The 20,414-nt window shown below is 72.9% G+C and carries 16 protein-coding genes; 9 read left to right on the top strand and 7 right to left on the bottom strand.

Annotated features, from left to right (window positions below; all coding sequences use genetic code 11):
- Nucleotides 1-12: 12 nt before the first annotated feature.
- Both hrpA and ABZS77_RS08940 read right to left on the bottom strand, forming a co-directional pair.
- Nucleotides 13-4,077 carry an ATP-dependent RNA helicase HrpA gene (gene hrpA / locus ABZS77_RS08945; RefSeq protein ID WP_354819488.1) on the bottom strand — a complete coding sequence of 1,355 codons (4,065 nt, stop codon included), beginning with the start codon at nucleotides 4,075-4,077 and terminating at the stop codon, nucleotides 13-15.
- Between the two features lie 44 nt (nucleotides 4,078-4,121).
- The gene (locus ABZS77_RS08940) at nucleotides 4,122-5,420 is read right to left on the bottom strand and encodes an MFS transporter (protein ID WP_354819485.1); all 1,299 of its coding nucleotides are present in this window, start codon (nucleotides 5,418-5,420) and stop codon (nucleotides 4,122-4,124) included.
- Nucleotides 5,421-5,480: 60 nt separating this feature from the next.
- On the opposite strand from ABZS77_RS08940, the gene ABZS77_RS08935 reads away from it, so the two are divergent.
- Entirely contained in the window at nucleotides 5,481-6,077 is a 597-nt protein-coding gene (locus tag ABZS77_RS08935) for a CGNR zinc finger domain-containing protein (protein ID WP_354819482.1), read from the top strand.
- A gap of 2 nt (nucleotides 6,078-6,079) precedes the next feature.
- A complete protein-coding gene (locus ABZS77_RS08930; RefSeq protein ID WP_354819479.1) occupies nucleotides 6,080-6,490 on the top strand; it encodes a cytidine deaminase in 411 nt (136 codons plus the stop codon).
- Nucleotides 6,491-6,522: 32 nt separating this feature from the next.
- Here ABZS77_RS08930 and ABZS77_RS08925 read toward each other — a convergent pair whose 3' ends face one another.
- On the bottom strand, nucleotides 6,523-6,882 hold the full coding sequence (locus ABZS77_RS08925) for a YciI family protein (protein ID WP_354819476.1): 360 nt from the start codon (nucleotides 6,880-6,882) through the stop codon (nucleotides 6,523-6,525).
- 120 nt (nucleotides 6,883-7,002) lie between these two features.
- Here ABZS77_RS08925 and ABZS77_RS08920 point away from each other — a divergent pair, with 120 nt between their 5' ends.
- From ABZS77_RS08920 to ABZS77_RS08900, 5 genes are read left to right on the top strand one after another with little or no spacing between them, the layout of a single operon-like run.
- Nucleotides 7,003-8,952, top strand: a complete 1,950-nt coding sequence (locus ABZS77_RS08920) for a multicopper oxidase domain-containing protein (protein ID WP_354819473.1) — start codon at nucleotides 7,003-7,005, stop codon at nucleotides 8,950-8,952.
- 60 nt (nucleotides 8,953-9,012) lie between these two features.
- On the top strand, nucleotides 9,013-10,053 hold the full coding sequence (locus ABZS77_RS08915) for an iron ABC transporter permease (protein WP_354819471.1): 1,041 nt from the start codon (nucleotides 9,013-9,015) through the stop codon (nucleotides 10,051-10,053).
- Nucleotides 10,050-11,129: an iron ABC transporter permease gene (locus tag ABZS77_RS08910; RefSeq protein ID WP_354819468.1), complete on the top strand. Its 1,080-nt coding sequence runs from the start codon at nucleotides 10,050-10,052 to the stop codon at nucleotides 11,127-11,129. The genes ABZS77_RS08915 and ABZS77_RS08910 overlap by 4 nt, the downstream gene beginning before the upstream one ends.
- A 19-nt stretch (nucleotides 11,130-11,148) precedes the next feature.
- A complete protein-coding gene (locus ABZS77_RS08905; RefSeq protein WP_354819465.1) occupies nucleotides 11,149-12,123 on the top strand; it encodes an ABC transporter ATP-binding protein in 975 nt (324 codons plus the stop codon).
- Entirely contained in the window at nucleotides 12,123-13,070 is a 948-nt protein-coding gene (locus ABZS77_RS08900) for an iron-siderophore ABC transporter substrate-binding protein (protein WP_354819462.1), read from the top strand. The genes ABZS77_RS08905 and ABZS77_RS08900 overlap by 1 nt, the downstream gene beginning before the upstream one ends.
- A 317-nt stretch (nucleotides 13,071-13,387) precedes the next feature.
- Here the strand turns inward: ABZS77_RS08900 and ABZS77_RS08895 are convergent, their stop codons facing one another.
- From ABZS77_RS08895 to trmB, 4 genes are all read right to left on the bottom strand, one after another.
- Nucleotides 13,388-13,915 (bottom strand): hypothetical protein, encoded by a 528-nt coding sequence (locus ABZS77_RS08895; RefSeq protein ID WP_354819459.1) that lies wholly within the window; start codon nucleotides 13,913-13,915, stop codon nucleotides 13,388-13,390.
- A gap of 698 nt (nucleotides 13,916-14,613) precedes the next feature.
- Nucleotides 14,614-15,258 carry a hypothetical protein gene (locus ABZS77_RS08890; RefSeq protein ID WP_354819456.1) on the bottom strand — a complete coding sequence of 215 codons (645 nt, stop codon included), beginning with the start codon at nucleotides 15,256-15,258 and terminating at the stop codon, nucleotides 14,614-14,616.
- A 141-nt stretch (nucleotides 15,259-15,399) separates the two neighbouring features.
- The gene (locus tag ABZS77_RS08885) at nucleotides 15,400-17,913 is read right to left on the bottom strand and encodes a DUF3516 domain-containing protein (protein ID WP_354819453.1); all 2,514 of its coding nucleotides are present in this window, start codon (nucleotides 17,911-17,913) and stop codon (nucleotides 15,400-15,402) included.
- A gap of 76 nt (nucleotides 17,914-17,989) precedes the next feature.
- Nucleotides 17,990-18,610: a tRNA (guanosine(46)-N7)-methyltransferase TrmB gene (gene trmB, locus ABZS77_RS08880; protein WP_354819610.1), complete on the bottom strand. Its 621-nt coding sequence runs from the start codon at nucleotides 18,608-18,610 to the stop codon at nucleotides 17,990-17,992.
- Between the two features lie 208 nt (nucleotides 18,611-18,818).
- On the opposite strand from trmB, the gene ABZS77_RS08875 reads away from it, so the two are divergent.
- Together ABZS77_RS08875 and ABZS77_RS08870 are read left to right on the top strand one after the other, a co-directional pair.
- Nucleotides 18,819-19,448, top strand: a complete 630-nt coding sequence (locus ABZS77_RS08875; protein WP_354819607.1) for a hypothetical protein — start codon at nucleotides 18,819-18,821, stop codon at nucleotides 19,446-19,448.
- Nucleotides 19,449-19,746: 298 nt separating this feature from the next.
- Nucleotides 19,747-20,412 (top strand): class F sortase, encoded by a 666-nt coding sequence (locus ABZS77_RS08870; RefSeq protein ID WP_354819604.1) that lies wholly within the window; start codon nucleotides 19,747-19,749, stop codon nucleotides 20,410-20,412.
- The last annotated feature ends 2 nt before the right edge of the window (nucleotides 20,413-20,414 follow it).

Raw genomic sequence — 20,414 nt, 5'->3', positions numbered from 1 at the left:
GGTCGGGCCGGATCACCGGCCCTCGGCCTCGTCCATCGCCCGGTAGATGCGCTGCTCCGAGACCGGGTACGGGGTGCCCAGCGCCTGCGCGAACACGTTCACCCGCAACTCCTCGATCATCCAGCGGATCTGCCGCACGGCGGCCTCCTGCCGACGCGCCGGCGGCAGCGCGGCGAGCAGATCCGCGTACTCCTTCTGGACGACGGCGACGCGGTCCTGCTGTTGGCGGTCACGTTGCGGGTTGCCGCCGAGGCGGTCCAGCCGACGTTCGATGGCGGTGAGGTAGCGCAGCAGGTCGGGCAGGCGCGCGTACCCGGTCTCGGTGATGAACCCGGCGTGCACCAGCCCGGCGAGCTGGTTGCGGATGTCGGCCAGGGCGGCCACCACGGCGAGGTTGCGGGTGGCGCCGAGGCGCTGCTCGACGGCGTACGCGGCGGCGAGGACCTTGCGGACCCGGTCCATCACCTCGACCACCGTGTCGACGAGGTCGGCGCGGACCTTCTCGCGCAGCGCCGCGAACCCGTCGGCGTCCCACGCCGGCCCACCGGCGGCGTCGATCAACCGGTCGATGGCCGCGCCCGCCGCGTCCTCGATCAGCTCCTGCACGCCGCCGTGCGGGTTGCGGCTCAGCGCCAGCTTCGCCTCGTTGCTCAGCCGACCCTGGAGGAACCGCGCCGGGGACGGCACGGTGAGCCGCAGCAGTCGGCGGGTGCCCGCCCAGTGGGAGGCCTCCGCCTCGGCGGGGGAGTCGAACACCTTCACCCCGACCGTCGAGCCCTCGTCGACCAGTGCCGGGTAGGCGGTCACCGCGTACCCGGCGCGGACCTGCTCGATGGTGCGAGGCAGGGTGCCGATGCTCCACTCGCGCAGCCCGGTACGGGCCACCTCCGGTGCGGCGGCCGCCACCACCTGGCGTACCTCCTGGCGGAGCTGGCGTTGCAGGGTCGGCAGGTCCTTGCCCTCGGCGACCGGCTTCTCGTCGTCGCCCAGCACCCGGAAGGTGACCCGCAGGTGCGCGGGGAGCTTGGCCGGCTCCCAGGCGTTCCGGGGCACGGTGACCCCGGTCATCCGGCGCAGCTCGCGGGTGAGCGCGTCAAGCAGCGGCTCCCGGCCCGGGGTGATCGCCGCCAGGGCGGCCCGGGCGAAGTCCGGTACCGGCACGAAGTTGCGGCGGATCGCCTTGGGCAGGGAGCGGATCAGCGCGATCACGGTCTCCTCGCGCAGCCCCGGCACCTGCCAGTCGAAGCTCTCGGCCGGCACCTGGTTGAGCAGCGGCAGCGGGATGTCGACTGTGACGCCGTCGGTGGGTGTGCCCGGCTCGAACCGGTACGTCAGCGGCAGGCTCACCCCGTCGGCCTGCCACTCGTCCGGGTAGTCGTCCTCGTCCACGCCGGCCCGGCCGTCGTTGACCAGCAGGTCGCGGGTGAACGTGAGCAGGTCGGGCTGGTCCCGGCGGGTCTTCTTCCACCATGAGTCGAAGTGCCGGCCGGAGACCACGTCGGCGGGGATCCGCTGGTCGTAGAAGCCGAAGATGGTCTCGTCGTCGACCAGGATGTCCCGGCGTCGGGCGCGACTCTCCAGCTCCTCGATGTCGGCGAGCAGCCGCTTGTTGTCGGCCCAGAACTGGTGGTGGGTCTGCCAGTCGCCCTCGACGAGGGCGTGCCTGATGAACAGCTCCCGGCTCAGCGTCGGGTCGATCCGTCCGAAGTTGACCTTCCGGGCGCTGACCAGCGGAACGCCGTACAGGGTGACCTTCTCGTAGGCCATCACCGCGGCCTGCTTCTTCTCCCAGTGCGGCTCGCTGTAGCTGCGCTTGACCAGGTGCTGGGCGAGCGGTTCGACCCACTCCGGCTCGACCCGGCCGGCGATGCGGCCCCACAGCCGGGAGGTCTCCACCAGTTCGGCGGCCATCACCCAGCGCGGCGGCTTCTTGAACAGCGCCGAGCCGGGGAACAGCGCGAACTTCGCCCCCCGGGCACCCAGGTACTCGTGTTTCTGGGCGTCCTTGAGCCCGATGTGCGACAGCAGGCCGGGCAGCAGCGACTGGTGCACCTTCGGGGTGTCGATCTCCTCGGGCAGGTCCGCGCCGCCGCGGCGACCCCGGCCGGCGTCCGCGTCGCCCGAGGTGTCGTGCTCGGGCCGCCCACCACGCCGGTCATTCTCGGCCGGGGTACGCAGCACCTGGCGCAGTTGGCTGACGATGTCCTGCCACTCGCGGATCCGCAGGTAGTTCAGGTACTCCGCCTTGCACATCCGGCGGAAGGCGCTGGAGGACAGCTCCCGCTGCTGCTCGCGCAGGTACCGCCACAGGTTGAGGTACGCGACGAAGTCGGATTCCTTGTCGGCGAACCGGGCGTGCGCCTGGTCGGCCTGGGCCTGCTTCTCCGCCGGCCGCTCGCGCGGGTCCTGGATGGAGAGCGCGGCGGCGATCACCAGCACCTCGGTGGCGCAGCCGTTGCGTTCGCCCTCGACCACCATCCGGGCCAGGCGCGGGTCGACCGGGAGCTGGGCCAGCCGCCGGCCCAGCGCGGTGAGCCGCTTCGCCGGGTCCGCCTCGGTCGGGTCCAGTGCGCCCAGCTCGTGCAGCAGGTTGACGCCGTCGGTGATGTTGCGCTTGTCCGGTGGGTCGATGAACGGGAACGCGGCGAGGTCGCCGAGCCCGATCGCCGTCATCTGGAGGATGACCGACGCCAGGTTGGTGCGCAGGATCTCCGGGTCGGTGAACTCGGGGCGGGACAGGAAGTCCTGCTCGTCGTAGAGGCGGATGCAGATGCCGTCCGAGGTGCGGCCGCAGCGGCCCTTGCGCTGGTTGGCCGACGCCTGCGAAACCGGCTCGATGGGCAGCCGCTGCACCTTGAGCCGGCTGGAGTAGCGGGAGATGCGGGCCGTGCCCGGGTCCACCACGTACTTGATACCGGGTACGGTCAGCGAGGTCTCCGCGACGTTCGTGGCGAGCACCACCCGGCGCGACGAGTGCGCGGCGAAGACGCGGTGCTGCTCGGCGCTGGAGAGCCGGGCGTACAGGGGCAGGATCTCGGTGCCCAGCAGGGAGCGCTTGGACTGCACCAGCTTGCCCAGGGCGTCGGCGGTGTCCCGGATCTCCCGTTCCCCGCTGAGGAAGACCAGGATGTCCCCGGGCCCCTCGGCGGCCAGCTCCTCGACGGCGTCCCCGATCGCCTGGATCTGGTCGCGGACGTTCTCCTCGTCCCCGTCGCCGTCCTCCTCGCCCTCGGCGACCTCGACCAGTGGCCGGTAGCGCACCTCAACCGGGTACGTCCGCCCGGACACCTCCACCACCGGTGCGGGTACGCCCTGCGGCTCGTCGGCCGTGGGCGGCCCGGCGAAGTGCCTGGCGAACCGGTCGGTCTCGATGGTCGCCGACGTGATGATCACCTTGAGGTCGGGTCGGCGGGGCAGCAGCTCCCGCAGGTACCCGAGGATGAAGTCGATGTTCAGGCTGCGCTCGTGCGCCTCGTCGATGATCAACGTGTCGTACTGGCGCAGCATCCGGTCGGTCTGCAACTCGGCCAGCAGGATGCCGTCGGTCATCAGCTTGACCAGGCTGCGCTCGCTGACCTGGTCGGTGAAGCGCACCTTGTAGCCGACCACGTCACCCAGCTCGGTGCCCAACTCGTCGGCGATCCGGTCGGCCACCGTCCGGGCCGCCAGCCGGCGGGGCTGGGTGTGCCCGATCAGGCCGTGCACCCCGCGCCCCAAATTCAGGCAGATCTTCGGGATCTGGGTGGTCTTGCCGGAGCCGGTCTCACCCGCCACGATCACCACCTGGTGATCACGGATGGCGTTGGCGATGTCGTCCTTGCGCTCGCTGACCGGCAACCCCGCCGGATACGTGATCACGGGTACGGCCGCGCGCCGGTCGGCGATCCGCTGCTCGGCACGGGTCACGTCGGCGCTGATCTCGGCGAGCGCCGTCTCCCTGCGCTGCGGGTCACGCAGCTTGCGAGCACCGTCCAGCCGCCGCTGGAGCCGGCGCTGGTCGCGGAACATCAGGGGAGAGAGGCGGCGGTGCAGTTCGCGTACCGGATCGGTCGCGGCGGAGGCGGCTTGATTCTGCATGTCGTGCCCAAGGATAGGCAGCCCGGCGGCGGACCGCCCCCGGGTTACCGCCGCACGGCGGTCGGGGGGCCGTCCGCCGGTGCGGTCACCGTCGGCGCGGCGTCCGCCGGGCGCGCCTGCTGCGGGGTGCGCAGGCCGCGGATCCGCCGGGTCAGCATGGGTACGGCCGAGACGGCGAACCCGACGGTGCCGACCGCGACCCCGACCCGGCTGCCCGCCGCGTGTCCCAGTACGCCACCGAGGGCGCTGCCCAGCGGAAGCGCCCCGTAGATCAACACGCGGTAGCCGCCGCCGCTGCGGGCCAGGTTGCCCCGGGGGATGACGACCTGGCGCAGGGTCACCGAGAGGACGTTCGCCACACCGAGACCGATGCCCGCGGTGAACTGCACCCCGGCCAGTCCGGCGGCGAGCGCGCCACCGGAGCCGGGCAGCGCCGTGATGAGCAACGGTGTGCCGGTGGACAGCAGCAGCGCGGCGGCGAAGGCCCGACCGTAGCCGAGCCGCTCGGCCAGCCGGGTCGACGCGAGCGTGCCGACCAGCGCGCCGGCCCCGGCGGCGCTCAGCGCCAACCCGAACAGGCCGGGGCCCAGGCCCCGATCGGTGACCATGAGGACGACCAGGTTGACGGTGACGATCTGTGACGCCGCGTTGTAGATGGTGGCGTGCGTGGTCAGCGCCCGCAGCCACGGGTTGACCGCGATGACCCGGAGCCCGTCGAGGATGCCCGCGGCGTCCTCGCGCGGCGGAGCCGGCTCGACGCGTCGCGCGGCGGCCACACCCAGCGCGCTGGCCAGGTAGCTCACCGCGTCCAGGGCGACGGCAAGCGGTGGCCCGGCGAGCTGGGTGAGACCGCCGGCGAGCCCCGGCCCGGCCACCTGGGCAGCCGTGGTCGAGCCCTGCGTGGCCCGGTTCGCGCCGGCCAGGTCGGTGTCGTCCACCAGCGATGGCACGTACGCGAAGCTGCCGATCTCGAACACCACGCTTGCCACGCCGACGACCAGGGCGACCACCACCAGCAGTGGCACCGAGAGGAAGCCCAGGAGGTACGCCACCGGCACCACGGCCAACGTGCCGGCCCGCACGACGTCCGCGCCGATCATCACCGGTCGCCGCCGACGCCGCTCCAACCAGTGACCGATCAGCAGGGGGAGCAGCAGATTCGGCAGGTACGACGCGGTGGCGACGACTGCCACGCCGGCCGCGCCCGCGTCCAGCGTCAGCGATGCCAGCAGGGGCAACGCCACCGCGGTCACCTGGGAGCCGACCACCGACGCCGTGTGGCCGGCCCAGAACCAGCGGAAGTCGCGGTTACGGCGGAGCACCCCGCGGAGCAGCGTAACCATATAGATGCCTCCTTCTGGTAACAGTTACCGGTGATGCTGCCACACGGGTAATGTCGGCGCATGCGACAGCCCGGCGACCGTGAACCCGCCCCGGGTCCGCTCGCCCTCGTGCAGGACCTCGTCAACACCCTCGACATCGAGGCGGGACGCGACACGCTGGTCACCGTCGCCGACCTCGTCGCCTTCTGCGCCGCGCACGGCGTACCGGCCTCGGCCGCCAGCGCGCAGGACCTGGCGGTGGTGCGCCGCCTGCGCGAGTCGGTGCGGGACGCCTGTCAGGCTCACGCCGGGGTGGATGTGCCGCCGGACACCCTCACCGCACTTGCCGAACTGTTCCGGGACGCGCCGCTGACCGTCGAGATCGACAGCGCCGGGCGGTGCCGCCCGGCACCCCGTCCCGGACTGACCCGGGCCGCCGCGCTCACCGCCCGGGTGGGTTGTACCGTCCTCCTCGCCGAGGCCGACGGCACCTGGCCACGACTGAAGGCGTGCGCCGCGCACGGGTGCCGCTGGGTCTACTACGACCACAGTCCGGCCGGGCGCAGCCGCTGGTGCACGATGAGCATCTGCGGAAGCCGGGCCAAGATGCGGGCGTACCGCGACCGCAGCCGACCCGACCAGGATCGGACGACGACGAGCAACCGGGGCCGACAGTGACGATGCGTGACACCGACCGGGCGCTGGTGCAGGCGGCCACGGCGGTCGCCAAGCTGCGCTGCCGCAGCCCTCGGCACACCCGTGCCGCCGCCGCACGTACTACCGACGGTCGGGTCTTCAGCGGGGTGAACGTCCACCACGACGGTGGCGGGGCGTGCGCCGAGATGGTGGCCGTGGGCGCCGCCGCGACCCAGGGCGTCACCGACCTGGAGACGATGGTCGTGGTGGGGGATCGTGGCCGCGAGATCGTGGTGCCGTGCGATCCGTGCCAGCGGGTGCTGCGCGACAGCTTCCCCGGCCTACGGGTGATCGTCGGACCGGTGGACGCGCCCCAGGTGACGCCGATCGGCGACCTGACGCCGGAGGCGGCCGTCGGCGGCCCGCTGCCGACACCCCGGCCCGCCGAGGGCTGACGTCAGCGGAGCCGAGGGCTGAGGCAAGCGGATCAGTCGCCCGCCGCCGCCTCCAGCATCGACCGGGGCACCGGCACGCCCTCGAACCGCACGTTGCCCTCCGGGACCAGCCAGCTCGTCACCTGCGCGGTCAACCGTCCGGCCCGTACGGCCGGGTCGTTGGCGAGCAGCGTGCGGGCCTCGTCCGGGGCGATGGAGAGCACGACGAAGCCCCGCAACCGGTCGTCGTCGGCGTGCAGGAACGGCCCGGCGGCGAGCACGAGACCCTGCTCCACGAGCCCGGCCTGGTGCGCCAGGTGGGCGTCCCGCAGCCGGTCGATCGCGTCCTGGGGCAGCTCCGGTGGGTCCGGCGGTCGGACCAGGAGGACGACCGTGTGCTGGTCGAATCGCATGTCCACACCCTATGACGTGAACATCCCTCTTCTGGGTGTCATGCACCATCTGTCCGTCGTGCGGTCGTCCGCGAAACTCATTCTCTTATGGGAAGTCGAGGGCGATCGGGAGGTGCGGAAATGGTCAGCAGGCGACGGTTGCTCGCGACCGGTGCGGTCGGCGGTGCGGCGGCGCTGGTCCCGGCGGGCTGGACGGCGTTCGCCGCCGCGGCGCCGCTGGACGCCGGCGACATCCCGAAGTACGTCGCGCCGCTGCGGATCCCACCGGCCATGCCACCAGCGGCGACGAGCCTGGAGCGGGACACGTACGTCATCGCGGTGCGCCAGTTCCGCCAGCAGATCCTGCCGCCGTCCTGGCCGCGTACGACGGTCTGGGGTTACGGCTCCACCGCGCACCCCGGCAGCTTCGGCTACCCGGCGCCCACCATCATGGCCCGGGTGGACCGCCCGGTCCGCGTGACCTGGGTCAACCAGCTCGTCGACGACCGGGGTGACCACCTGCCGCACCTGCTGCCGGTGGACCCGACCCTGCACTGGGCCAACCCGCCGGGCGGAACGGCGGGCCGGGACCGGCACGGCCGCCGGGACGGCGACCCTCGGGGGTACCGGGGGCCGGTGCCGCAGGTGGTGCACCTGCACGGCGCGCACAGCTCGCAGGAGAGCGACGGGCACGCCGAGGCGTGGTACCTGCCGGTGACCCGCGACCTGCCACCCGACTTCGCGGTGGCCGGCAGCGCGTACAGCGAGTTCCGGTCCCGCTTCGCCGAGGCTTCCGGCCTGCGCTGGGCGCCGGGCTCGGCCACCTTCGAGTACGCCAACGACCAGCGGCCCTGCACCCTCTGGTACCACGACCACACCCTCGGGCTCACCCGGGAGAACGTCTACGCCGGGCCGGCCGGGTTCTACCTGCTCAGCGGCGGGGACGACCTGCCGGACGGAGTCCTGCCCGGCCCGGCGCCAGCCCTCGACGACCGGCCGGACGCCCGGCACCACGACATCCCACTGCTGATCCAGGATCGCAGCTTCGGCGCCGACGGCAGCCTCCGCTACCCGGGCGGGCACTCGTCGCACGGCGATGAGCCGCGCTGGACGTCGGAGTTCTCCGGCTCCACCATCGTGGTCAACGGCCGTACCTGGCCCTCACTCACCGTGCAACCCCGGCGCTACCGGTTCCGGCTGCTCAACGGCTGCAACAGTCGCTTCCTGATGCTCAGCGTCGCCGCCAACGCCACCAGGCGGCCGGCCCGGGCGGTGCTGCCGATCTGGCAGATCGGCAGCGACGGCGGCTACCTGCCCGAGCCCGTGCCGCACGACCGCGTGACCCTCGGCCCCGCCCAGCGGGTCGACGCCGTCGTCGACTTCACCGGCCTCCCGGCGGGCACCGAGCTCTACCTGGTCAACGAGGGGCCGGACTGGGCGTACCGGGGCGGTCGGCCCGGGGCGGACTTCCCGCCGGCCGACCCACGGACCACCGGCCAGGTGCTGCGCTTCGTGGTCACCGAGGCGGCCGGCGTGGACACCAGCGTGCCGCCGGAGCAGCTGCGGCTGCCGGCACACCAGCCGCTCGGTCCGGCCGAGCGGGTACGACGGCTGTCGCTCAACGAGCGCATGTCGGGCGGCTCGGGCGCGATGACCATGCTGCTCGGCGTCCTCGACGAGCGTGGCCGAGGCCTGCCGCTGCGCTGGAGTGATCCGGCGACCGAGCAGCCCACCCTCGGCGCCACCGAGGTGTGGGAGATGCGCAACTTCACCAGGCACGTGCACCCCGTTCACCTGCACCAGGTCCAGTTCGAGGTCCTCGGACGCGGGCGTTCGGGCAGGTCGCTGCCGGATCCGGGGGAGCGGGGACGGATGGACACGGTGCTCGCCTACCCGTGGGAGGTGACCCGGATCAAGGCGCGTTTCGACCTGCCGGGCCGCTACGCCTGGCACTGCCATCTGCTGGAGCACGAGGACAACGAGATGATGCGGCCACTCGACGTGCTGCCGCGTGGGGGTGCGGCCGCCGGGGACGGTGGTTCGCGGACCCTGCCGGAGCCGCCTCCGACGGCATCGACCGACGCCGGTTAGGCCACTTTCCGCAGCTCGGCTAAGGTTAGGCGAACCTAAGGTCGAACGTGCAGGAGATCCGTGACCGCCCTCGCCAGCCGGCCGACCCGGAGTCGGGCCAGCACCCGTACCGGCCGCCGGGTGGTCGTCACCGTCGGTGCCGCGCTGATCCTGCTGCTCGCCGTGCTGGCCAGCTTCGCGCTGGGCAGCCGCCACCTCGGCGTCGAGGCGGTCTGGCAGGCCCTCGTCGCACCCGACGGCAGCGACGCGAGCACGATCGTCCGCGAACTGCGCATGCCGCGTACCGCCCTCGGCCTCGCCGTCGGGCTCGCCCTCGCCGTGGCCGGTGTGCTGTTCCAGGCGCTCACCCGAAACCCCCTCGCCGAGCCCCGCATCCTCGGCATCAGCGCCGGGGCGTCGTTCGGCGTGGTGCTCGCCATCTCCGTCTTCGGCATCGGCACGCTCGCCGGCTACGTCTGGTTCGGCATCGGCGGGGCGCTGATCGCCGGGCTGCTGGTCTTCGCCATCGCCACCCGGGCCCGCGAGGGCGCCAGCCCGGTCACCCTCGCGCTCGTCGGCGCGGCCCTCGACGCCAGCCTGGCCTCCGGGGTGTACGCGCTGCTGAGCATCGACGCCCGCACCTTCGAGGAGTACCGGTTCTGGGTGGTCGGCGGGCTGGCCGGCCGGGACCTGTCGGTCACCGCGCAGGTGCTGCCGTTCGTCCTCGCCGGGCTGCTGCTGGCCGCCCTGGTGGCACGGGGTCTGGACGCGCTGGCCCTCGGCGACGACGTGGCCCGTGGCCTCGGTCACCGCATCGGCCTGATCCGCCTCGGAGGTGGACTCGCCGCGGTGCTGCTGACCGGGGCGGCGGTGGCGGCAGCCGGGCCCGTCGCGTTCGTCGGACTGGCCGTGCCGCACCTGGCGCGCGCCCTGGTCGGCGCGGACCACCGCTGGACCCTCGCCGTCTCCGCACTGCTCGGTCCGGCGCTGCTGCTCGGCGCCGACGTCATCGGCCGGCTGGTCGCCCCACCCGGCGAGATACCGGCCGGCATCGTCACCGCCCTGATCGGCGCGCCGCTGCTCGCCGTGCTGGTCCGCCGCGCCCGGGTGGTGACCGCGTGACCACGATCCACCGTCCGACCGGCCCTTCGACAGGCGCACCCGGCGCCCACCCGCCGGGACGGTCGCTGCTGCGCATCGGCCCGGTCAGCCTGCTGATCCGCCGCCGCGCCGTGCTGGTGGCCGCCGCGCTGACCGTCCTGCTCCTGCTGGCGGTGCTGCTCAGCCTCTCCCTGGGCACCCCGTACGTCGCCCCCGCCGACGTGCTGCGCGCCCTCTCCGGCGCCGGCACCCCGTACGACCTCGTTGTCTTTGATCTCCGGCTGCCGCGGATCCTGCTGGCCGCGGTGGCCGGCGCGGCCTTCGGCGTGGCCGGCACCCTGATCCAGAGCGTGGCCCGCAACCCCCTCGCCAGCCCCGACGTCATCGGCATCACCCAGGGCGCCGGCCTCGCCGCGACAGTGGCACTTACCAGTGGCATGGCAGCCGTCCTGGTCGCGCCCACCGCACTGGTGGGCGGGCTGCTCGCGGCGGCGCTGCTGTTCGCCCTCGGCGCCCGGCACGGGCTGGCCGCGCAGCGGTTCGTGCTCGCCGGCGTGGCCGTCGCGTTCGGCTTCCGGGCGCTCACCGAGGTGGTCATGCTCACCGCCGACCCCATCGACGGGCTGCGCGCGCAGATCTGGCTGATCGGCACCCTCGCCGGCAAGGGCTGGACCGAGGCCGCCTGGATCGCCGGCACCCTGCTGGTGCTGCTGCCTGTCCTGGCCTGGGCCGGCTGGGCACTGAACAGCACCGCCCTGGACGACGACACGACCCGAGGCGTCGGCCTGCGCCCGGTGGCCCGGCGCATCGGCCTCGCCGGCACCGGCGTGCTCGTCGCCGCGATGGTCACCGCGCAGGTCGGGGCCGTCGACTTCGTCGCGCTGGTCGCCCCCCAGGTCGCCCGTCGACTGGTACGCGCCGAACGGCCACCGCTGGTCTGCGCCGCGCTGCTCGGCGCGCTGCTGCTGGTGCTCGCCGACCTCGCCGGCCGGCGGCTGTTCGCGCCCACCCAACTGCCCGCCGGTGTGCTGACCGCCGCGATCGGCGGCCCGTACCTGATCTTCCTGCTGCTGCGCGGACGGCGGCGGTCATCGTGACGCCTCAAGGAGTCGTGTGATGCTCTCCACCCGCGACCTGGTCGCCGGCTACGACGAGCGGACCGTGCTCGACGGCCTCGACCTCGACCTGCCCGCCGACGCGTTCACCGTGATCGTCGGCCCGAACGCGTGCGGCAAGTCCACCCTGCTGCGCACCATGGCCCGGCTGCTCACCCCCCGCCGGGGGACCGTGCTGCTGGACGGCACCGCGATCCGTGACCTGCCGACCCGCGAGGTGGCCCGCCGGCTCGGCGTCCTGCCGCAGAGCCCGCTGGTCCCCGAGGGCGTCACCGTGGCCGACCTGGTCGGACGCGGCCGGCAGCCCTACCAGCGCTGGTGGCGGCAGTGGTCCGCGGAGGACGGCGTCGCCGTGGAGCAGGCCATGACCCTGGCCGACGTGGCCGACCTGGCCGACCGCCCGGTGGACAGCCTCTCCGGCGGTCAGCGGCAGCGGGTGTGGATCGCCATGACGCTCGCCCAGGACACCGACGCCCTGCTGCTGGACGAACCCACCACCTTCCTCGACCTCGCCCACCAGGTGGAGGTACTGGACCTGCTGCACCGGCTCCGCGTCGAGCGGGGCCGCACCGTCGTCGCCGTACTGCACGACCTCAACCAGGCAGCCCGCTACGCCGACCACCTGGTCGCGATGCGCGCCGGGGCGGTCGTCGCCGCCGGGCCACCCCGCGACATCCTCACCGCCGACCTCGTCCAGGACGTCTTCGGACTCGCCTGCGTCGTCGTGCCCTGTCCGGTGACCGGCGCGCCCCTGGTGGTGCCCGCCCACACCGGAGGCCACTCCAGCGCCGCCCCTGCCGCGTCCGCTGGCGGGTCGGGGACTCCTGCCGCGTCCGCTGGCGCGTCGGGGACCTCTGCCGCGTCCGCTGGCGCGGCTGGCACCGATCTGTCGGATGCGTCCGTGCCGGGCGCCCGACCCGCAAGCGGCGACGCGGCCGACCCGCTCGCCGACTCGTACCCCTCGAAAGGACTCTGATGCGTCGTCTCGTCGCCGCTCTCGCCGCGGCCGCCGCCCTCGGCGTCGGACTCACCGCCTGCGGTGAGAGCGACCCGGTCGCCGGCTCCACCACCGGGGAGACCCGGGAGATCACCCACGCCATGGGCACCACCAAGGTCCCGGCCGAACCCAAGCGCGTCGTCGTGCTCGACACCGACAAGATCGACACTGCGCTCTCGCTCGGCGTCACACCCGTCGGCGCGGCGACCGCCGGCGAGGCGAAGAGCTGGCCGACCTACTTCGGCGCGGACAAGCTCGCCGGAATCAAGGAGGTCGGGGTCCTCACCGAACCGGACCTGGAGGCCATCAACGCCCTCAAGCCGGACCTCATCCTCGGCAGCAAGTTCCGCCAGGAGAAGTTCTACGACGAACTCGCCGCCATCGCGCCGACCGTGTTCACCGACAAGGTGGGCATCACCTGGAAGGAGAACTTCCTCCTCGACGGCAAGGCGCTCGGCCACGAGCAGCAGGCCAAGGACCTCCTGGCCACCTACGAGAAGCGGGCCAAGGACTTCGGCGCCACCCTCGGCGACCCCGCCGCCCGCAAGGTGTCGATCGTGCGGTTCATCCCCGGCAACATCCGGGTGTACGGCCCGGACTCCTTCTCCGGCATCGTGATCGGCGACACCGGCCTCGGCCGCCCCGAACGGCAGATGCTGGCCAACAAGGAGGACAAGCGCTTCGACCTGGTCAGCCCTGAGCGGATCAACGAGGTCGACGGCGACGTCATCTTCGTGACCGCGTACGGCGACAAGGCAGCCGCCGAGCAGACCAAGGTCGCTGGCGGGACGCTCTGGAAGGGCCTCGGAGCGGTGAAGGCCGGCAAGGCGTACCCGGTCTCCGACGAGATCTGGATGACCGGCATCGGCGTCGGCGCCGCCAACAAGATCCTCGACGACCTGGCCAAGTACATCCCCGCCGCCTGATCCCACCCGCCCGGGGCGCGCCTTGCGCGTCCGGGGCGCGCCTTGCGCGTCCGGGGCGCGCCTTGCCGCGCGGGGCGCGCCTTGCCGCGCGGGGCGTCCAAGGTGTGCGGGCTCGCGCGGGATGCGCAAGGTGCCCGGAACGCCCAAGATGCGCTGGCCGCTGGCCGCTGGCCGCTGGCCGCTGGGCGCGGGACGCCGGAAGCGCAAGGTGCGCCGGACGCGAGTCCGCGCGCCTTGCGCACCCCATGATCGTGCTCGATCCATGAAGTGGTGGCCTCCTTCGTTCGGGAGGCCACTACTTCCGTGTTCGAGCGCGATCATCGTGGTCCGAGTTGGCGGGAGCGCGCTCGCAGGGCCGCCCGGACCTCGGCGAGCAAACCGTCGAAGTCGTCCCGGAGACGCTTCGCGGTCACGTGCAGCACGATCCAGTCACCTCCGAGCAGGCGGTTGAGTCGCCGGCGGTCCCGATGGATCTGCTCGGGGCCGTCATGCCAGAGCCCGTCGTACTCCACCGCGACCTTGAACTGCGGCCAGGCCAGATCCAGCCGGGCCACGAATTTGCCCTGCTCGGCCACGACCCACTGCGTCTGCGGTCGGGGCAGCCCGGCGAGCACCAACCCGACCCGCGTGCGGGACTCCTGGGGTGACTCGGCGCCCGCGTCGGCCAGGTCGACGGCCCGCAGCAGCGACCGCCAGCCGCGTCGACCGGCCCGACTCAGCGCGTACTCGCGGAGAGCTGGGACGGTGGTCAGCCGCCTGGCCAGCATGGCGTCGATGACGACCACCGCCTCGACGAGGTCGAGCCAACAAGCCAGGTCCCAGCAGGTTCGCGCCGGGCTCGTCACTCTGATGCCGGCCCGGTCCACCGTGTCGCCGGGGTCTACCCCGCCGGTGTGGACCCGGACGCCAGCGATCGGCCCGACCCGGGTGGCCGTGGGAATCAGGACGTCGACCGGCTCGCTCGTGCCGGGGCTCGCACAGCCGTACAGACCTGCGGCGGCGAGTCCCGCGACAGCGGTGCCGGGCGGGACCAGCCAGCGTCCGACGGCCGCGCATCTGAGGGTGTGGGTGACTGCGACCTGGGCGTCGGCGTAGACGTCGCGAAAGAGTGGTCGCCACGCCGCACTGCGGAGGCCGACGGGGAGCTCTCGGCATGGGCTTCAGGCTGACCGATCGCCCTCGCGCCGCGCTGCCCCTGTGGATAACCACCGTCACCGCCGCGCACGCCACCCCGCGCCGCCGCCCATGATCGCGCTCGAACATGGATGTAGTGGCCTCCCAAACAGCGGAGACCACTACATCCTGGATCAAGCACGATCTTGCCGGAGCCGGAGCCGGAGCCGGAGCCGGAGCCGGAGCCGGAGCCGGAGCCGGAGCCGGAGCCGGAGCCGGAGGTCGCGGGGCGAGGGGTGGGTCGGGGTCAAGGTCGAGCCGGGGTGCGTCGAGGTCGAGCCGGGGTCGGGGTCGAGCTGGGTCGGGGTCGGGGTCAGGACGGCGTCGGGTGGGGCGGGGGCCGGTGGGTGGTGGCGGGTGGACGTCGGGGTCAGGCGGCGGTGGACCAGATGGCGCGGAAGGCGGCGGCTTCGCCGGCGAGCCAGCGTTCGATCTGGTCGGGTTTGGCGTCGGGGGGCATCCGGTGGGCCTGGCCGCGCCGGACGTCGACCAGGACCGGCTCGGCGTGTGGCAGCACCGCGTCCATGTGGCGGGCCATCAGGTGCAGGGTGGCGAGCACCGACTCCTCGCTCGGCGGGATCTCGTCGAAGTGCAGGCGGACGGCTTCGGCGCGACCGTCGGCGTGGCGTACCCCGAAATGGGGGTTGATCTTGACGGGTAGGTCGCCCAGCATGGCCAGGGCGTCGCGCGTCTGGGCCAGGTCGAGGGCGGACGGATCGCCGAGGGAGTGCAGCCAGGCCGTGGCGCCGGGCACCAGTGCCTGGTAGAGCGGGCGCCAGCGGGGCTTGACCACGTCGACCACGCCGGCGAGGTGGGTGCCGCCGGTGTGGAAGGCGATGTCCGCCTTGAGCGCCTTGACGAACTGGCCGTGCGGGTTGAAGCCGGAGCGGCTGGCGCGTTGCTTGCGCAGGCCGCCCACGAAGGTCGCCTTGGTGGGGCCGGTCCGGTCGACGTAGCGGGTGAAACCGAGCAGTGTGGCGTAGGGGGTGAGGGGCGTGGAGGCGGGCGCGGTCACGGGCGTCCTCCCAGGTCAGGAACTCGATTAGTACATACATTCTAATCGACGGGTCTGACATCGCCCAGCGAAAGAAGGGGTGCGGAAGACGCGACAAAGGGGGCCGTCCGACGCGCGGACGGCCCCCTGTCGAGACGCTGGTCAGAGCTGGCCGACGTCCGTGATCCGGACGACAGCAGCGCCCATCTCGTCCGACGCGGCCAGGTCGATCTCGGCGCTGATGCCCCAGTCGTGGTCGCCGTTGGGGTCGTCGAAGGTCTGCCGGACGGTCCACCGCTCCCGACCCTGCTCGATCATGAGCAGTGCCGGCCCCCGGGCGTCCGGGCCGACACCGATCGAGTCGTACTCCTCGAAGTACGGCGCGAGCGCGTCGGCCCACGCGTCGTAGTCCCAGCCGTCGGCGGCGTCCAGCTCGGCGAGCAGGTCCCAACGGCGCAGCGCGGCCAGCTCGACGCGGCGGAACAGCGCGTTGCGCACCAGCACCCGGAACGCCCTCGCGTTGCGGGTCACCGCCGGTGCCCGGTCGGTGAGGGCGGCGTGCGCCTGGGCCACCTCGGCCACGTCCGACGGGTTGCGCAGCCGCTCCCACTCGTCGATGAGGCTGGAGTCGACCTGGCGGACCAGCTCGCCCAGCCACTCGATGAGGTCGATCAGCTCCTCGGTCTTGGCGTCCTCGGGCACGGTCTGGCGCAGCGTCTTGTACGCGTCGGCCAGGTAGCGCAGGACCAGGCCCTCGGAGCGGGTCAGCCCGTAGAACTGCACGTACTCGGTGAAGGTCATGGCCCGCTCGTACATGTCGCGGACGACGGCCTTGGGGGAGAGCTGGTGGTCGGCGACCCAGGGGTGCCCCTGCCGGTACATCTCGTACGCGGCTTCGAGCAGTTCGGCGAGGGGCTTGGGGTGGGTCACCTCGTCGAGCAGTTCGAGGCGGGCCTCGTACTCGATGCCCTCGGCCTTCATGGCGGCGACCGCCTCGCCGCGGGCCTTGAACTGCTGCGCGGACAGGATCTGCCGGGGGTCGTCGAGGATCGACTCGATCACGCTGAGCACGTCGAGCGCGTACGACGGGGACTCCGCGTCGAGCAGCTCGATGGTGGCCAGGGCCAGCGGCGAGAGCGGCTGGTTGAGGGCGAAGTCGAGCTGGAGGTCGACGGTGAGCCGGATCCGTCGGCCGGTCTCGTCCGGCTCGGGCAGTTCCTCGACCACCCCGCCGGCCCGCAGCGCCCGGTAGATGGCGATGGCCCGGCGGATGTGCCGGCGCTGGGCGGCGGGCTCCTCGTGGTTGTCGGTGAGCAGGTGCCGCATGGCGGTGAACGCGTCCCCGGGCCGGCCGATGACGTTGAGCAGCATCGAGTGGCTGACCTGGAAGCTGGAGGTCAGCGGCTCCGGCTCGGCGTCGACCAGCCGGTCGAAGGTGGGCTGACCCCAGCCGATCGAGCCCTCCGGCGGCTTCTTGCGGACCACCTTGCGGCGCTTCTTCGGGTCGTCGCCGGCCTTGGCGAGGGCCTTCTCGTTGTCGATGACGTGCTCGGGCGCCTGCACCACGACCCGGCCGATGGTGTCGTAGCCGGCCCGGCCGGCCCGCCCGGCGATCTGGTGGAACTCCCGGTTCTTGAGCAGCCGGGTACGCACGCCGTCGTACTTGGACAGGCCGGTGAACAGCACGGTGCGGATCGGCACGTTGATGCCCACGCCGAGGGTGTCGGTGCCGCAGATGACCTTGAGTAGGCCGGCCTGGGCGAGGGTCTCGACGAGGCGGCGGTACTTGGGCAGCATGCCGGCGTGGTGCACCCCGATGCCGTGCCGGACCAGCCGGGACAGCGTCTTGCCGAAGCCGGAGGTGAACCGGAAACCGCCGATCGCCTGGGCGATCATGTCCTTCTCGGCGCGGGAGCAGACGTTGACGCTCATCAGCGCCTGGGCACGTTCCAGGGCGGCGGCCTGGGTGAAGTGCACCACGTACACCGGGGCCTGCTTGGTCTCCAGCAGCTCCTCGAGCGTCTCGTGCAGGGGCGTCATCGCGTACGAGAAGATCAGCGGGACCGGTCGCTCGGCCGAGCGCACGACGGCGGTCGGCCGTCCGGTGCGCCGGGTCAGGTCGTCGACGAACCGGGTGGTGTCCCCCAGGGTGGCGGACATCAGGATGAACTGGGCCTGCGGCAGCTCGATGATCGGCACCTGCCACGCCCAGCCCCGGTCGGGCTCGGCGTAGAAGTGGAACTCGTCCATGACGACCTGGCCGACGTCGGCGCGGTCGCCTTCGCGCAGGGCCAGGTTGGCGAGGATCTCCGCCGTGCAGCAGATGATCGGGGCGTCGGCGTTGACGCTGGCGTCACCGGTCAGCATGCCGACGTTCTCGGCGCCGAAGACCTCGCAGAGGGCGAAGAACTTCTCCGACACCAGCGCCTTGATCGGTGCGGTGTAGAAGGTCGTCCGGCTGTCCGCGAGGGCGGCGAAGTGCGCGGCGATCGCCACCAGGCTCTTACCCGAGCCGGTGGGCGTGTTCATGATCAGGTTGGCGCCGGAGACGATCTCGATGACCGCCTCCTCCTGATGGGGGTAGAGGTCGAGGCCGCGCTCCTTCGCCCAGCCGGCGAACGCGTCGAAGAGGGTGTCGGGGTCGGCGCTTGTCGGCAGCGCGGCGGTGAGCGTCATATCCCGTCCATGGTGCCTGGATCATGCCCCCGGACGCCAACCGGTGTCGGTCAGACCCCCATCGGGGCCGTGTCGTTCACCGCCGCCGGTAGATCAGGTCGGCGACCGGCCGCCCCGCGACGATCGCCCGGCGCTCGAACTTCGTCACCGGGCGGTGCGCCGGACGCGGCGCGAAGCCGCCGTACGCGTCCACCAGCTCCGGGTCCGCGTCGAGGGTCTCCCGCATCGCCTCGGCGTACTCGGCCCAGTCGGTGGCGCAGTGCAGCGTGCCACCGGGGGCCAGCCGGGAGCGCAGCAGCGCCACGTGTGCCGGCTGGATGATCCGCCGCTTGTGGTGGCGGGACTTGGGCCACGGGTCGGGAAAGAAGATGTGCACGGCGTCCAGGACACCCTCGGGCAGGCCGCTGACCAGCTCCAACGCGTCACCCTGGGCCACCCGGACGTTGTCCGTCCCGGCCCGGTCCACCAGGTCGAGGAGGTTCGCGATTCCCGGCGTGTGCACCTCCACCGCCAGATAATCTCGATCCGGGTCGGCGGCGGCCATCACGGCGGTGCTGTCGCCCATCCCGGAGCCGATCTCCAGCACCACTGGCGCTCGGCGACCGAACAACTCGGCCAGGTCGACGGGCTCGCCCGACACGTCCAGGCCGTAGCGGGACCACAGCCGGTCCAGCGCGTCGGTCTGCCGGCCGCTCATCCGGCCCCGGCGGGGGTGGAACGTGCGGATCGTCCGGCTCGCGGGCGGGACGGCGGGGTCATGGTCGGTGGCGGTCACAGCGAACCGAGCGTACGCGACGCCGCCGGCGGATCGGATGTGATGTGCGACCGGAAATGAGAGGATCCAACTGGTACGGCAGGCCGGGCGGTCCGCTGCCCGGCACGCCCACACGGCGTCGAGAGGGGGCATCGTGACTGTGACCCGCGGCGGTGTGACCCTGTCGGTGCTGATCGTGCTCGCCGGCCCGCTGCTGGCCGCCGCGCCCGCGTCCGCCGTGGCCGCACCGGCGGCGGTTGTGCCGCTGGCCGCTGCGGCGGTGGCTCCGGCGCCCGCGGTCGCCGCGCCTCAGCCCGGAGCGCCGAGCGGCCAGCCGCAACCCAACCCGCCGGTGGACATCTTCGTCGAGGTGAGCCCCAGCACGGTGCAGCCCGGCTACCTGGTCGGCATCCGGGCCAGCTGCCGGGACAACTCGGTCGGCGCCACAGTCGTGTCCGACGCGTTCGGCGCGATCGGCGTGCAGCCGCAGCACGGCCTGCTCACCGCCGCGCCGATGGTGCGTGATCGCACCCGCCCCGGCAACTACCGGGTCAAGTTGGAGTGCCGCGACGGCGAGACCGCCTCGACCATGCTCCAGGTGGTCAAGAAGGTGCCGGCGTACCCGAGTCGGGGCCCCGCCACCGGCTTCGGTGGCGGCGCCGACGGCATGACCGGGAAGCTGCTGCTGCCCGGCGGAGCGGCGTTGACCGTCGCCGGGCTGATCCTCGCCGTGGTGGCGCTGCGCCGGCCCCGGACCGTCCGAGCCGCCGCGCGCCGCTGAGCCCGCCATGGAGATCTTCCGCCCCACGTCGCCGCCGGCCGGTTCCCGTCCGCCGTCCGCCGGCCGGCCCGCGTCGCCCGACGGTGCCCGCCCGCCGGCTGCGGGCCGCTCCGCGTCGCCCCCTGACGGTGTACGACCGCCGGTGGACGACGGCTGGCCGGACCCCGACGGCCCGCCCGGTCCCGACGACCCGCCGCACCCCGGCCGCCCGTCCCCGCAGGTCGCCGATCAGCGACCGGACGGCCGGGCGACACGCCCTTCCGGGGTCGCACGTCCGGTGAAGGCCGCGCACCCGTCGGTGGCCGGCCGCCCGCCGACCGCCGTCGCGCCCCGGCGTAGCCGCCCGTCCGGACGCAGCCCCTGGTCGGTGCCCCTGGCCGTGGTGCTGGTGCTGGTCGGCGTCTTCGCCACCGGGGCGGGGTTGGGTCGCTCGGTCGGGCCGTTCGACCTGGCTCCGGCCGGCGGTGACCGGCCGGCCCGCAGCGAGACGGCCGGATTGTCGGCCAGCCGGCCGGTCCGGCTCACGGTCCCGGCGATCAAGGTGGCCGCGCCGGTCGCGCCGGTCGGGCAGGCCCGGGACGGTTCGATCGCCGTACCCCCGTTGGAGCGGCACAACGAGACCGGCTGGTACGACCGTGGGCCCACGCCGGGCGAGTCCGGTCCGGCGGTGATCGTCGGACACGTGGACACCAAGAGCGGCCCGTCGGTCTTCTACGACCTGGGCAAACTGAAGCCCGGCGACCTGATCGAGGTGGCCCGGGCGGACCGCTCGACCGTGGTCTTCACGGTCGACACCGTCGAGCACTTCCCTAAGGACCGGCTGCCCGCCGAGCGGATCTACGGCCACGACGGGCCACCCGGTCTGCGGCTGATCACCTGTGGTGGCCAGTTCATCGGCGGCCGCACCGGCTACGCCGACAACGTGATCGCCTTCGCCAGCCTCCGGTCCTCCCACAAGCCCTGACC

The organism is Micromonospora sp. NPDC005298, assembly GCF_040607375.1.
In the GTDB taxonomy this organism is placed as follows: domain Bacteria; phylum Actinomycetota; class Actinomycetes; order Mycobacteriales; family Micromonosporaceae; genus Micromonospora.
The sequence above is the reverse complement of the archived record's forward strand: the minus strand, read 5'-3'. Positions and strand labels throughout refer to the sequence as shown.

Bases quoted from the DNA above. Each gene is read 5' to 3' on its own strand.
- hrpA (WP_354819488.1), bottom strand. From the start codon at position 4,077: ATGCAGAATCAAGCCGCCTCCGCCGCGACCGATCCGGTACGCGAACTG.
- ABZS77_RS08940 (WP_354819485.1), bottom strand. From the start codon at position 5,420: ATGGTTACGCTGCTCCGCGGGGTGCTCCGCCGTAACCGCGACTTCCGC.
- ABZS77_RS08935 (WP_354819482.1), top strand. From the start codon at position 5,481: ATGCGACAGCCCGGCGACCGTGAACCCGCCCCGGGTCCGCTCGCCCTC.
- ABZS77_RS08930 (WP_354819479.1), top strand. From the start codon at position 6,080: ATGCGTGACACCGACCGGGCGCTGGTGCAGGCGGCCACGGCGGTCGCC.
- ABZS77_RS08925 (WP_354819476.1), bottom strand. From the start codon at position 6,882: ATGCGATTCGACCAGCACACGGTCGTCCTCCTGGTCCGACCGCCGGAC.
- ABZS77_RS08920 (WP_354819473.1), top strand. From the start codon at position 7,003: ATGGTCAGCAGGCGACGGTTGCTCGCGACCGGTGCGGTCGGCGGTGCG.
- ABZS77_RS08905 (WP_354819465.1), top strand. From the start codon at position 11,149: ATGCTCTCCACCCGCGACCTGGTCGCCGGCTACGACGAGCGGACCGTG.
- ABZS77_RS08900 (WP_354819462.1), top strand. From the start codon at position 12,123: ATGCGTCGTCTCGTCGCCGCTCTCGCCGCGGCCGCCGCCCTCGGCGTC.
- ABZS77_RS08885 (WP_354819453.1), bottom strand. From the start codon at position 17,913: ATGACGCTCACCGCCGCGCTGCCGACAAGCGCCGACCCCGACACCCTC.
- trmB (WP_354819610.1), bottom strand. From the start codon at position 18,610: ATGAGCGGCCGGCAGACCGACGCGCTGGACCGGCTGTGGTCCCGCTAC.